12 protein-coding genes are annotated in these 12,944 nt (G+C 73.8%); 11 read left to right on the forward strand and 1 reads right to left on the reverse strand.

The features are described from left to right. The first annotated feature begins 10 nt into the window (after positions 1 to 10). The 11 genes from BM385_RS04365 to der all read left to right on the forward strand — a co-directional run bounded on the left by BM385_RS04365 (position 11) and on the right by der (position 12,454). Positions 11 to 2,032: an ATP-binding protein gene (locus BM385_RS04365; protein ID WP_093842246.1), complete on the forward strand. Its 2,022-nt coding sequence runs from the start codon at positions 11 to 13 to the stop codon at positions 2,030 to 2,032. 115 nt (positions 2,033 to 2,147) lie between these two features. Continuing rightward, a complete protein-coding gene (ald, locus tag BM385_RS04370) occupies positions 2,148 to 3,263 on the forward strand; it encodes an alanine dehydrogenase (RefSeq protein WP_093842566.1) in 1,116 nt (371 codons plus the stop codon). 309 nt (positions 3,264 to 3,572) lie between these two features. Beyond that, positions 3,573 to 4,673: a ParA family protein gene (locus BM385_RS04375; protein ID WP_078576194.1), complete on the forward strand. Its 1,101-nt coding sequence runs from the start codon at positions 3,573 to 3,575 to the stop codon at positions 4,671 to 4,673. Next, a complete protein-coding gene (locus BM385_RS04380; RefSeq protein ID WP_380980094.1) occupies positions 4,670 to 5,173 on the forward strand; it encodes a hypothetical protein in 504 nt (167 codons plus the stop codon). Before BM385_RS04375 ends, BM385_RS04380 begins: the two co-directional genes overlap by 4 nt. Positions 5,174 to 5,407: 234 nt before the next feature. Next, positions 5,408 to 6,661, forward strand: a complete 1,254-nt coding sequence (locus tag BM385_RS04385; protein WP_093842248.1) for a segregation and condensation protein A — start codon at positions 5,408 to 5,410, stop codon at positions 6,659 to 6,661. Continuing rightward, a complete protein-coding gene (gene scpB, locus BM385_RS04390) occupies positions 6,654 to 7,277 on the forward strand; it encodes an SMC-Scp complex subunit ScpB (protein WP_093842249.1) in 624 nt (207 codons plus the stop codon). The genes BM385_RS04385 and scpB overlap by 8 nt, the downstream gene beginning before the upstream one ends. Next, on the forward strand, positions 7,277 to 8,260 hold the full coding sequence (locus BM385_RS04395; protein ID WP_093842250.1) for a pseudouridine synthase: 984 nt from the start codon (positions 7,277 to 7,279) through the stop codon (positions 8,258 to 8,260). The genes scpB and BM385_RS04395 overlap by 1 nt, the downstream gene beginning before the upstream one ends. Positions 8,261 to 8,289: 29 nt before the next feature. After that, entirely contained in the window at positions 8,290 to 9,375 is a 1,086-nt protein-coding gene (locus BM385_RS04400) for a prephenate dehydrogenase (protein WP_019434624.1), read from the forward strand. Between the two features lie 146 nt (positions 9,376 to 9,521). Then, complete coding sequence (cmk, locus tag BM385_RS04405; RefSeq protein ID WP_254791434.1) at positions 9,522 to 10,223, forward strand: (d)CMP kinase; 702 nt, start codon at positions 9,522 to 9,524, stop codon at positions 10,221 to 10,223. Beyond that, on the forward strand, positions 10,220 to 10,879 hold the full coding sequence (locus BM385_RS04410; RefSeq protein ID WP_093842252.1) for a lysophospholipid acyltransferase family protein: 660 nt from the start codon (positions 10,220 to 10,222) through the stop codon (positions 10,877 to 10,879). The genes cmk and BM385_RS04410 overlap by 4 nt, the downstream gene beginning before the upstream one ends. A 105-nt stretch (positions 10,880 to 10,984) precedes the next feature. Continuing rightward, the gene (gene der, locus BM385_RS04415) at positions 10,985 to 12,454 is read left to right on the forward strand and encodes a ribosome biogenesis GTPase Der (RefSeq protein ID WP_019434621.1); all 1,470 of its coding nucleotides are present in this window, start codon (positions 10,985 to 10,987) and stop codon (positions 12,452 to 12,454) included. A 54-nt stretch (positions 12,455 to 12,508) separates the two neighbouring features. On the opposite strand, the gene BM385_RS27620 is transcribed toward der, so the two are convergent. After that, on the reverse strand, positions 12,509 to 12,892 hold the full coding sequence (locus BM385_RS27620) for a hypothetical protein (protein WP_019434620.1): 384 nt from the start codon (positions 12,890 to 12,892) through the stop codon (positions 12,509 to 12,511). Between the last annotated feature and the right edge of the window lie 52 nt (positions 12,893 to 12,944).

Genomic DNA, 12,944 nt, shown 5'->3' on the forward strand with positions numbered 1-12,944 from the left:
GGAAGCGGCGGTGCACGAGTCCCCTGGCCTCGGGGGACTGCTCGGACGGCAGGGCGAACTCGCGCGGTTGCGCGCCGACATCGACGGGGCCGGGCTGGCCACCCTGGCGGGCCGGCCGGCGCCGCGCAGCCGGGTGCTGCTGGTGGCCGGGCCACCCGGCAGCGGGCGGACCGCGCTGGCAGAGGAGTTCGCCCAGGAACAGCTGGCCACCGGCCGCTACCCGGACGGGCTGCTGCGCGCCCGGCTCACCGACCCGGGGGGCGAACCGGTCCCCGTGGAGCGCGCCGCCCGCGAGCTGCTGACCGCCCTCGACGTACCGGCTCCGGCGGGCGCGGACGAGGAGGAGCTGACCGACATCCTGCGCGGTGCCCTGGTCAAGCGGCGGGCGCTGCTGCTCCTGGACGATGTGAGCGCGGCGGGGCAGCTGGCCGAGCTGATCCCCGACACCCGCGACTGTCTGGTGCTGGCCGTCTCCCGGGGGCCGCTCACCGGGGTTCCGGACGTGCGGCCGTGCACCCTGGGCGGGCTCAAGCGGACCGCCGCGCTGGCCCTGCTGCGGCGCGGCGCCGGGGAGATCCGGATCACCGTGGACCCGACAGCGGCGGACCGGCTGATCGAGGTGTGCGGCGGGCTGCCGGCCGCCGTGGTGCTGACCGCCGGGTGGCTGGCGATGCGGCCGGAGGCCACGATCGCCGAGGCGCTGGCCCGGATCACCCGGCCGACCGACGAGGACGGGCTGGCCGGTCACGAGGACCCGGTGGCGCTGGCGTTCCGGCTGGTGTACGCGGCCCTGCCGCCGGCCGCCGCCCGTACGCTGCGGCTGCTGACCCTGGCCCCGGCCGGGGCGCTGGACGCGCACACCGTGGCGGCGCTGGCCGGCTGCTCGCTCGGGGCGGCGCGCGGCGCGCTGGAGAACTTCGCCCTGCTCGGCCTGGTCCGGGCCGCGCCGCCGGGCAGCGAACGCGGGGAGTACCGGCTGCCGGGCGCCCTCGATCCGCTGCTGCGGGTACTGCTGCGGACCGGGGAGCGTCCGGCCGAGGTACTGCTGGCCCGGGCCCGGATGCTGGAGCGCGCGGTGCGCCGGCTGCGGGCCGCGCAGGCGGTGACCGAGCCGCTGGGCAGTCCGGCCCGGCAGTGGCTGGCGGGGCTGCCGGCGGCGCTGCGGTTCGAGGACCCGGCGGACGCGGCGCGCTGGCTGTCGGCCGGGCTGCCCGCGCTGAGCGCCGCCGCCCGGACGGCGGTCGAGGACGGCGGGGATCTCGACACGCTGGCCAGACGGCTGGTGGGGGCGCTGACCGGGGCTTTGCTGGCGCACCGGGGGCGGGAGGGCGCGGCGCCCGAGCTGTACCGGCTGCACGAACTGGTGCTCGGGGTGGCGACCCGGCGCGGGATGGCGGGGGAGCGGGCGGCGGCGCTGCTGGTGCTGGGGGACCTGGATCTGGCGGCCGGGCGGTCGGCGCAGGCGCTGGAGCGCTACCGGGCGGCGCTGGACGCCGCGCGGGCCGACCGTGCCGGGCCGGACGGGCCGCTCGCCGCGCGCGCGGTGGAGTCGGTCGGGGACACCTACGCGGAGCTGGCGGACTGGCAGCGGGCCGCCGACTGGTACGGGCGGGCGCTGGCGAGCCGGCAGGCGCGCGGGGACGGCGCGGCGGTGGCCCGGCTGCACGGGCGCATCGGGGCGGCCCTCACCCGTACCCGGCACTGGGGCGAGGCGCTGCGGGCGTGGCGGGCGGCTGCCGCGGCGCACCGCCGGGAGGGGGACCGGCGGGGCCAGGCGGTGGCGCTGGCGGAGCTGGCCACGGTGCAGGAGTACGCGGGGCGGCCCCAGGAGGCGCTGCGCTCGGGAGAGGAGGCGCTGCGGCTGGCTTCCGCGCTGGGGGACCGGGAGCTGGCGGCGCAGCTGCGGGTGCTGCTGGCGCGGATCGCGGAGCGGATGGGGCGGATGGCGCAGGCGGCCGGATACCGCTCGGCGCAGGCGGGTTCCGGGGTGGAATCCTCTGGGAAACCCCAGGGAAGGACTTGCGAAACATAGAGTTCTCTCCCGGGTGATCGATCGAAAGTAAGGCTGGACAGGCTCCGCACCTTCTTTACACTGGTCTGACACTGCCCGTTCTGCCTTCGGCAATGACGCAAGGACCGTGATCCACGTGAAGGTCGGGATTCCCCGCGAGGTCAAGAACAACGAGTTCCGGGTCGCCATCACGCCGGCGGGCGTGCACGAACTGGTCACCGCAGGCCACCGGGTCGCCGTCGAGCGCGGCGCCGGGCTCGGCTCGGCGATCACCGACGAGGAGTACACGGCGGCCGGCGCCGTCATCGCGCCCGGCGCGGACGAGGTGTGGGCCGAGGCGGAGCTGGTGCTCAAGGTCAAGGAGCCGGTGGCCGAGGAGTACTCCCGCATGCGCAAGGGGCAGGTGCTGTTCACCTATCTCCATCTGGCCGCCTCCCGGGAGTGCACCCGGGCGCTGCTCGACTCCGGTACCACGGCCATCGCGTACGAGACGGTGGAGACCGCCGGACGGGCGCTGCCGCTGCTGGCTCCGATGTCGGAGGTGGCGGGCCGGATCGCGCCCCAGGTCGGCGCCTACCATCTGATGCGCTCGGCCGGCGGGCGCGGGGTGCTGCCCGGTGGCGTCCCGGGCACCGCGCCCGGCGAGGCGGTGGTGATCGGCGGCGGGGTCTCCGGCTGGCACGCCACCCAGATCGCGGTCGGGCTCGGCTTCCATGTGACGCTGCTGGACCGGGACGTGACCAAACTGCGCGAGGCGGACCGGATCTTCGGCACCCGGGTGAAGACCGTGGTCTCCAACGCCTTCGAGCTGGAGCGGGCCGTCCTCGGCGCCGATCTGGTGATCGGGGCGGTGCTCGTTCCCGGAGCCCGGGCACCGAAACTGGTCAGCAACGAGCTGGTGGCCCGGATGCGCCCGGGAAGTGTCCTTGTCGACATCGCGATCGACCAGGGCGGCTGCTTCGCCGACTCGCGGCCCACCACCCACGCCGAACCGACCTTCCGGGTACACGATTCGGTCTTCTACTGCGTGGCCAACATGCCCGGCGCGGTGCCCCACACCTCCACATATGCCCTGACGAGTGCCACTCTCCCGTATATCGTGGAGCTGGCCGGACGGGGCTGGGCGGACGCCCTGCGCCGCGACCCCGCGCTGGCCCTGGGCCTCAACATCCATGAGGGACAGGTCGTCTACGGTCCCGTCGCCGAGGCCCACGGACTGCCGCACACCGAACTGGGCGAAGTTCTGGCCTGATCCGATCGATCCGTCAACCGGAGGCGTCAACATCGGGAAGATCACATCCTCTTGTCGACACATCGGCTGACAGGACGGCGCCGGCTGCCGCCGGTGCCCCTTTCAACCAAGTGGGCGCGGCGGGAACGGACCTCGGGACGGCTCGCGCACCCTTGACAAGGGGGTGTGCGAAGCCCGACACATCGGTACCGGTCCGGCGGATTGTGTTGCCGCTGACCGCCGACACGCCATAGAGTCGCCAATCGTCGGCATGGTGCAACGCTGACTCTGTCCAGAAGTTTCCTGATCCCCATGGAGGTAGGACGACTTGTGAATGAGTCGACAATTACTCCCCGGGGAGGGCATGCGGGCAGCGGCTCCATCGCTGTCCGTACCTTCGCAACTCACCAAAGCCACGCAACCATGACAGCGCCTCAGAGCACGGACGGCCACGACGTGAAAGACGCCGACCGTATCCCCGATGACGAAGAGCTGGCCGACGGTCAGTTCTACGACCCGGACGCGGAATACGAACCCGACCCCGAATACGCGGCGACCATCGCGCCCGACGCGGCCCGACAGCGCCGCGAGCGCATCGGCCCCACCGGGCGCCCGCTGCCGTACTTCCCGATCCCCGGCCCGCTCACCGAGCGCGGGCCGGCCAAGATCATCGCCATGTGCAACCAGAAGGGCGGCGTCGGCAAAACGACCTCCGCCATCAACCTGGGTGCGGCGCTGGCCGAATACGGCCGCCGCGTCCTGCTGGTCGACTTCGACCCGCAGGGCGCCCTCTCGGTCGGCCTGGGGGTCAACCCCATGGAACTGGACCTCACCATCTACAACCTGCTGATGGAACGCGGCATGGCCGCGGACGAGGTCCTGCTGAAGACCGCCGTGGCCGGCATGGACCTGCTGCCGAGCAACATCGACCTGTCGGCGGCCGAGGTGCAGCTGGTGAGCGAGGTGGCGCGCGAGTCGACCCTCAGCCGCGCCCTGCAACCGCTGCTGCCCGACTACGACTTCATCGTCATCGACTGCCAGCCCTCGCTCGGCCTGCTCACCGTGAACGCGCTCACCGCCGCGCACAAGGTGATCGTGCCGCTGGAGTGCGAGTTCTTCGCGCTGCGCGGCGTCGCGCTGCTGACCGAGACGATCGAGAAGGTGCAGGAGCGGCTCAACCCCGCGCTGAGCCTGGACGGCATTCTCGCCACCATGTACGACTCCCGCACCGTGCACAGCCGCGAGGTGCTGGCGCGCGTCGTGGAGGCGTTCGACGACAGCGTGTACCACACCGTGATCGGACGCACCGTCCGCTTCCCGGAGACCACGGTCGCCGGTGAGCCCATCACCACCTACGCCTCCAACTCGGTGGGCGCCGCCGCCTACCGCCAGCTCGCCAGGGAGGTGCTCGCCCGGTGCCACGCCGAGTGAGTCTCCCGGCAGCCGACGAACTGTTCCGCACCACCGGGGGGTCGGCGGCCGTCCAGCCCTCCAACCCGAACGAACCAGCACAGCCCCCCGCCGAGAACCCGGCGCCCACGGCGCCGGGCGGCGGGGGAGGCGACAGCGGCGCCCCGGCGGCGGTGCCGGGGCAGGGCAAACGGCGCTCCCCGCCGCAGCAGCCCCCGGCCGGATCCGCGGGCGCGGCGGGCGCGGGGGCCGCCGCACCGGCGGCCGGCCAGCCGCAGCCGCGCAAAGGCCGCGCGGCGCGCCGGCCCAGCGGGCGCGAACGGCACGACGAGAAGATCACGGTCTACGTCTCCGCCGAGGAACTGATGGACCTCGAACACGCGCGCCTGGTGCTGCGCGGCGAGCACGGACTGGCGGTGGACCGGGGCCGGATCGTCCGGGAGGCGGTCGCCGTGGTCCTGGCCGATCTGGAATCCCGGGGCGACGCCAGCATCCTGGTACGGCGGCTGCGCGGCCGTTAGGGCCTGTCTGACACATAGCGCCGGTCAGGCCCGCGTCGTCTGGTGCGGTGCATCGCAAGGCGGAGGGGCGCCCTCGTAGTGGGCTACTCGGGCGACTCGACAACGCAGCGAGGTGCCGTGCCAGGCGACGCGGGCCAGGCGGGATTTGTCAGACAGGTCCTAGACCGGAGCGCCGGGGGTGTCGCCGACGCGGCACGTCCCAATTGTCAGCACCGAGGGGTAATGTGCCCCGCGATGTCCCCGGCCGACCCGTCCACCCCGCCACGCCGCCGTCCTCTGGGCCCCGGTGCGGCAGCGCTGCGCGCGTCCGGCACCGGGGAAACACCCGCGGCGCAGCCGAACGACGGCCCAAACCCGGGCACTTCGCCCGCACCGGAGGCCAAAGCGGCGTCCGGGCCGGACGAGACCGAGCGGCTGCGGCCCGGTGAGCACCCGGCCCCGGACGAGGACGCGGGCGGCCCGGCCCGGCCGGAACCGGCGGCGGACGGCGAGCCGTTGGCCGACGGCACGGCGGGCGACGGCACCGCATCCACCGGCACCGCGTCCACCGGCACCGTACGGACGGCACCGGGCGACGCCGCGAGCGCGCCCGGGCCCGGCGCTGACCGCGGCGGCACGGCGGAGCCCGTACCGCAGGACGCAGGACCGCGGGAAGCCCCCGACGCGGCGCAGGCCGATACCCCCGCCCCCGGCGAGGGCCGGTTCCGGCTCCGGCTCGACAACTTCGAAGGCCCCTTCGATCTGCTGCTCCAGCTGATCTCCCGGCACAGACTCGACGTCACCGAGATCGCGCTCGCCCGCGTCACCGACGAGTTCCTCGCCCATCTGCGGGCCATGGGCCCGGACGGCGACCTCGACCAGACCACCGAATTCCTGGTCGTCGCCGCCACCCTCCTCGACCTCAAGGCCGCCCGGCTGCTGCCCGCCGCCGAGGTCGAGGACGAAGGCGACCTGGCGCTGCTGGAGGCCCGCGACCTGCTCTTCGCCCGGCTGCTCCAGTACCGCGCGTACAAGCGCGTCGCCGAGATCTTCGCCGAACGGCTCGGCGCCGAGGCCCGCCGCCACCCCAGGACCGTCGGTCTGGAACCGCACCACGCCCAGCTGCTCCCCGAGGTGATGATCAGCGTCGGCCCCGAGGGGTTCGCCGCGCTCGCCGTCAAGGCCATGCAGCCCAAGCCGGTGCCCCAGGTGTACGTCGACCACATCCACGCCCCGCTGGTCAGCGTCCGGGAGCAGGCCGGGGTGGTCGTCGAGCGGCTGCGCGCCGCCGGAGCGGCCAGCTTCGCCGAGCTGACCGCCGACGCCCCCGACACCCTCACCGTCGTGGCCCGCTTCCTCGCCCTGCTGGAGCTCTACCGGGAGCGCGCCGTCCAGCTCGACCAGCCCGAGGCGCTCGGGCCGCTGCTGGTGCGCTGGAGCGGCACGGCACAGGAAGCGGGAGATCCGCTGGTGACCGACGAGTTCGATCAGGAGGCATCCGATGAGTGACCCGGACCCGGGCCCCGCGCCCGCCCCCGCGCTCAAGCCGTCCCTGGAGGCCGTGCTCATGGTCGTCGACGAGCCGGTCACCGAGGAGACACTGGCCAAGGTCCTGGACCGGCCCCGCCGGGAGATCGGCGACGCGCTGCGCGAACTGGCCGACGAGTACACCGTCCAGGACCGCGGCTTCGAGCTGCGCCACGTCGCCGGCGGCTGGCGCTACTACACCCGCGCCCGGTACGCGGAGGCCGTGGAGAACTTCGTGCTGGACGGGCAGCAGGCCCGGCTCACCCAGGCCGCGCTGGAGACCCTGGCCGTGGTCGCCTACCGGCAGCCGGTCAGCCGATCCCGGGTCTCGGCGGTCCGCGGCGTGAACTGCGACGGGGTCATGCGCACCCTGCTCCAGCGCGGGCTGATCCAGGAGGCGGGCACCGAACCCGAAACTAGTGCGATCCTGTACGGGACGACTCACTACTTCCTGGAGCGGCTGGGCCTCACCGGCCTGGACGAGCTCCCGCAGCTGGCTCCGTTTCTGCCCGAGGCCGATCAGGTCGAGGGCGAGAGCCGGGAAGGAGTGCCGTCGTTCGATGCAGACGACAGCGGCGAGACTCCTACGGATCATTGATGCGAAGCAGCGGCAACAACAGCAACCGGAACCACCGGGGCGCGGGCAACGGCCGCGACGACAAGCAGAAGCGGACGGGCAAACCCCCCCGTCCCGAAGAACGCAGGTACGGCAAGCAGGGCGGGCCCGGCGCCCCGGGCAAGCCGGCCCGCAAGCGGGCGGCGCCCGCCCGGTCCCGCGAGTACGACGCCCAGATCGAGGAGCGCAACCGCGCCCGGCACAGCAAGCAGGCGCCCAAGCTGCCCAAGACCCACGGGGAGCCCGAGGGCGAGCGGCTGCAGAAGGTGCTGGCGCGCGCCGGGCTCGGTTCCCGCCGCGCCTGTGAGGAGCTGATCGACCAGGCCAGGGTGGAGGTCAACGGCAGGATCGTCACCGAACAGGGCCGCCGGGTCGACCCGGACAAGGACGAGATCAAGGTCGACGGGCTGACCATCGCCTCTCAGTCGTACCTGTTCTTCGCGCTCAACAAGCCGGCCGGCGTCGTGGCCTCCATGGAGGACCCCGAGGGCCGCCAGTGCCTGGGCGACTACGTGCAGAACCGGGAGACCCGGCTCTTCCACGTCGGGCGCCTGGACACCGAGACCGAGGGCCTGATCCTGCTCACCAACCACGGCGAGCTGGCGCACCGGCTGACCCACCCCCGCTACGGCGTCAAGAAGAGCTACCTCGCCGCCATCCGCGGGCCCATCCCGCGCGACCTGGGCAAGCGGCTCAAGGACGGCATCAAGCTGGAGGACGGGTACGCCCGCGCCGACCACTTCAAGGTCGTGGAGAACACCGGGAACAACTACCTCGTCGAGGTGAGCCTGCACGAGGGCCGCAAGCACATCGTGCGCCGGATGCTCGCGGAGGCCGGTTTCCCCGTGGACAAGCTGGTCCGTACCCACTTCGGCCCGCTGGCTCTGGGCTCGCAGAAGTCCGGCTGGCTGCGCCGGCTCACCAACACGGAGGTGGGCCAGCTGATGCGGGAGGTCGGTCTGTGACCGTCCGCTGACCCCATTACGCTGGTCGGATGCGCACCGCCCTGGTCATCGGCACCGGTCTGATCGGTACCTCCGTCGCCCTCGCCCTCAGCGCCCGCGGCGTCCGGGTGCACCTGGAGGACCGGGACCCGGACCAGGCGCGGACCGCCGCCGCGCTGGGGGCCGGCACCGAGGAGCCGGTGACCGGGCGGGTGGAGCTGGCCGTGATCGCCGTGCCCCCCGCGCACATCGCGAAGGCGGTGGCCGAGGTCCAGCGGCGCGGGGTGGCGGACGGCTGCATCGACGTCGGCAGCGTCAAGGGGGTGCCGCGTCGCGAGCTGGCCGGGCTCGGCGGCGACCCCTCCCGGTACCTGGGCACCCACCCGATGTCCGGCAAGGAGCGCTCGGGGCCGCTGGCGGCCACCGCCGACCTGTTCGAGGGCCGGCCCTGGGTGCTCACCCCGACCCCCGAGACCCGCACCGAGGTGCTGAACCTGGTGCTGGAACTGGTCGCGCTGTGCCGCGCCGTCCCGGTGGTGATGGAGGCGGACGCCCACGACCGGGCGGTCGCCCTCGTCTCGCACACCCCGCAGCTGGTCTCCAGCCTGCTGGCCGCCCGGCTCCGGGACGCCGACGAATCGGCCGTCCGGCTCTCCGGGCAGGGCCTGCGCGACGTCACCCGGATCGCCGCCTCCACCCCGCAGATGTGGCTGGACATCCTGTCCGCCAACCCGGGCCCGGTCGCCGATGTGCTGGCCGCGCTCGCCGCGGACCTGGAGGAGACCGTACGGTCGCTGCGCGCCCTGGACTCCGGCGACCCGGAGCGGCGCGCCGACGGCCTGGCCGGCATCGAGTCGCTGCTGCGGCGCGGCAACGCCGGCCAGGAGCGGGTGCCGGGCAAGCACGGCACGGCGCCCGTCGTGTACGAGACGGTCGGGGTGCCGATCACCGACCGGCCGGGCGAGCTGGCCCGGATCTTCGCGGACGCGGGCGCGGCGGGCGTCAACATCGAGGACGTCCGGATCGAACACGCCACCGGTCAGCAGGCGGGCCTGGCGCAGCTGATGGTCGACCCGCTGGCCGCTCCCCGGCTGATCGCCTGGCTGCGCGAGCGCGGCTGGTCGATACGGCAGTGACCCACCCCCGTACACCTGTGCGGGAAGCCCGGGCGGGGCGCGGGAGGGGCACGGGGTGCCGGTACCCTTGGCCGGGGCCATCCGCTGCCTGATCCAGGAAGCGCGCCCGCTCTCCCCGCCCGCCGCTGAGAAAGGTGCGCAGCCACGTGTCCGCACATCCCGTCATCGTCGCCATCGACGGACCCTCCGGTACGGGTAAGTCCAGCACCTCCAAGGCGGTGGCCGCGCGGCTGGGCATGGGCTACCTCGACACCGGGGCGCAGTACCGCGCCATCACCTGGTGGATGCTCAGCAACGGCGTCGACGTGAACGACCCGGCCGCCGTCGCCGCGGTGGCCGGCAAGCCGGAGATCGTCTCCGGCACCGACCCGCTGGCCCCCACCATCACGGTGGACGGTACGGATGTGGCCGGCCCGATCCGCACCGCCGAGGTGACCGGCGCGGTCAGCGCGGTGAGCGCGGTCCCCGCCGTCCGCACCCGGATCACCGAGCTCCAGCGCGGCATCGCGGCCGGCGCCCCGGCCGGGATCGTGGTGGAGGGCCGGGACATCGGCACCACCGTGCTCCCCGGCGCCGACGTCAAGATCTTCCTGACCGCCGACCCGGAGGCCCGCGCCGCCCGGCGCAGCGGCGAACTGCGGGGCACCGCGCCGGGCGCGCCCGACCTGGCCGCCACCCGCGAGGCGCTGATCAAGCGGGACGCGGCCGACTCCGGCCGCACGACCTCCCCGCTGGCCAAGGCGGACGACGCCACCGAGCTGGACACCACCGAGCTGACCCTGGAGCAGGTCATCTCCTGGGTGATCGGCGTGGTCGAGGACGCGGGCCGGAAGCAGCCGAGGTCGTGACCGTCTCCCGCATCCCCGTCGCACCCGCCGAGCGCGGCGCCGAGGTCGGCCGGCGGATCGGTGTCGGCCTGATCTACGGGCTGTTCCGGCCCCGGGTGCTGGGCGCCTGGCGGGTGCCGGCGACCGGCCCGGCGATCATCGCCGTCAACCACACGCACAACGTCGACGGCCCCGTCGTGATGGGGGTGGCGCCCCGTCCGGTGCACTTCCTGATCAAGAAGGAAGCGTTCATCGGGCCGCTCGACCCGTTCCTGCGCCGCATCGGCCAGATCGAGGTGGACCGCACCACCACCGACCGCACCGCGATCGGCACCGCCCTGGACGTGCTCAAGGGCGGCGGGGTGCTCGGTATCTTCCCCGAGGGCAGCCGGGGCGAGGGCGACTTCGCCGCGCTGCGGTCGGGCCTGGCGTACTTCGCGGTGCGCTCGGGCGCCCCGGTGGTGCCGGTGGCGGTGCTGGGCAGCAACGAGCGGCGCAGTGCGGTGATACCCGGGATGCCGCCGATCCGCGGCCGGATCGACGTGGTCTTCGGCGACCCGTTCACGGTGGGCGAGGGCGGCCGGCGGACCAGGGCGGCGCTGGACACCGCCACCGAGCGGCTGCGGGACGGGCTGACCGGCCATCTGGAAAAGGCGCGGCGGCTCACCGGCCGCTGAGCGACACTGGAGGAGGAGCCCCCGGCCCCCGGCCGGGCGTGCCGCCTCACCCCGCCCCTGCGACACCTTCCGTTTTTCCGTCTCTTCGCATTGAGGACCACACCCATGAACGACCAGATCGAGCCCGGCGACGCGGGCGGGCACGGCGCGCTGGGCGATGCCGAGTACGCGGAGTTCATGGAGCTGGCCGCGCAGGAGGGCTTCGACGCCGAGGAGATCGAGAGCGAGCTGGCGGCGGCGAACGCCGGGCCGCTGCCGGTGCTGGCCGTCGTCGGCCGGCCGAACGTCGGCAAGTCGACCCTGGTGAACCGGATCATCGGCCGCCGTGAGGCCGTCGTGGAGGACCGCCCCGGTGTGACCCGGGACCGCGTCACCTACGAGGCCGAGTGGACCGGCCGCCGCTTCAAGGTGGTGGACACCGGCGGCTGGGAGCAGGACGTCCTCGGCATCGACGCCTCCGTCGCCGCCCAGGCCGAGTACGCCATCGAGGCCGCCGACGCGGTCGTCTTCGTGGTGGACGCGGCGGTCGGCGCCACCGACACCGACGAGGCGGTCGTACGGCTGCTGCGCAAGGCCGGCAAGCCGGTGGTGCTGTGCGCCAACAAGGTCGACGGCCCTTCGGGCGAGGCGGACGCCGCCTATCTGTGGTCACTGGGCCTCGGCGAGCCGTACCCGGTCTCCGCGCTGCACGGCCGGGGCACCGGCGACATGCTGGACGCGGTGCTGGAAGCCATGCCCGAGGCGCCCGCCCAGACCTTCGGCAACGCACCCGGCGGGCCGCGCCGTATCGCCCTGATCGGCCGGCCGAACGTCGGCAAGTCCTCGCTGCTGAACAAGGTGGCCAAGGAGGACCGGGTCGTCGTCGACGCCACCGCAGGCACCACCCGGGACCCGGTGGACGAGCTGATCGACCTCGGCGGCAAGGTCTGGCGCTTCGTGGACACGGCCGGCATCCGGCGCCGGGTCCACTTCCAGGACGGCGCCGACTACTACGCCTCGCTGCGCACCGCCGCCGCCCTGGAGAAGGCCGAGGCGGCGGTCGTCCTGATCGATGTCACCGAGCCGATCAGCGTCCAGGACACCCGCATCATCACCATGGCGGTGGAGGCGGGCCGGGCGCTGGTGATCGCGTACAACAAGTGGGATCTGCTGGACGAGGAGCGCCGCTTCTATCTGGAGCGGGAGATCGAACGCGATCTCGTCCAGGTGCAGTGGGCCCCCCGGGTGAACATCTCCGCTCAGACCGGCCGCCACATGGAGAAGCTGGTGCCGGCGATCGAGACCTCGCTGGAGTCCTGGAGCACCCGGGTGCCCACCGGGAAGCTGAACGCCTTCCTGGGCGAGCTGGTGGCCTCCCATCCGCACCCGGTGCGCGGCGGCAAGCAGCCGCGGATTCTGTTCGGCACCCAGGCGGGCACCAAGCCGCCGCGGTTCGTGCTGTTCGCCTCGGGCTTCCTGGAGGCCGGCTACCGGCGGTTCATCGAGCGGCGGCTGCGCGAGGAGTTCGGCTTCGAGGGCACCCCGATCAAGGTGTCGGTGCGGGTGCGGGAGAAGCGCGGCCGGGTGAAGAAGTAGCCGCCGGCGCGCCGGCCCCGCCGCCGCACGCCGGGCGGCCCGGCGCGCTCCCGGTCAGCCGCCCGCGTCGCGCCGCGCCGGGGGCAGCGCGGCCGGGAAGTTCCGGCCGGGCACGGACACCTCCCCGTGGTAGTACGCACCGGGGAGGTGCCCCTGCTCGGCCCGCCCGTAGTACCGCCAGCTCGCCGCCCCGCCGCTGGTGCCGGTGCCGTGGATGGTGCCGAACCCCTCGAACCGCAGCTCCTCCTCGCCCGTGCGGTCCCCGGGCAGCGCCCGGAACAGCCGCCGGTACTCGTCGTAGAGCGAGTCGAAGATCGGCGTCTCCGAGGCCGGCCGGCCCTGATCGTACGGTCCCCGGCGGGCGGGGGAGCCGAGCTGGCCGGGGATCGCGGCGTGGGTGGGGGAATGCTGGGGTCGGGTGGATTCGTAAGGGTGCACGTCCGGTCAACGATCATCCGGGGCGGCGGATGCGGGGCGCCGGCCCCGGATA

The sequence above is a fragment of the Streptomyces harbinensis genome (genome assembly GCF_900116145.1).
Taxonomy (GTDB): domain Bacteria; phylum Actinomycetota; class Actinomycetes; order Streptomycetales; family Streptomycetaceae; genus Streptomyces; species Streptomyces carpaticus.

Excerpts from the sequence above, each read along its gene's own strand:
- BM385_RS04385 (WP_093842248.1), top strand. The coding sequence starts at position 5,408 with ATGTCCCCGGCCGACCCGTCCACCCCGCCACGCCGCCGTCCTCTGGGC.
- scpB (WP_093842249.1), top strand. The coding sequence starts at position 6,654 with ATGAGTGACCCGGACCCGGGCCCCGCGCCCGCCCCCGCGCTCAAGCCG.
- BM385_RS04395 (WP_093842250.1), top strand. The coding sequence starts at position 7,277 with ATGCGAAGCAGCGGCAACAACAGCAACCGGAACCACCGGGGCGCGGGC.
- BM385_RS04400 (WP_019434624.1), top strand. The coding sequence starts at position 8,290 with ATGCGCACCGCCCTGGTCATCGGCACCGGTCTGATCGGTACCTCCGTC.
- der (WP_019434621.1), top strand. The coding sequence starts at position 10,985 with ATGAACGACCAGATCGAGCCCGGCGACGCGGGCGGGCACGGCGCGCTG.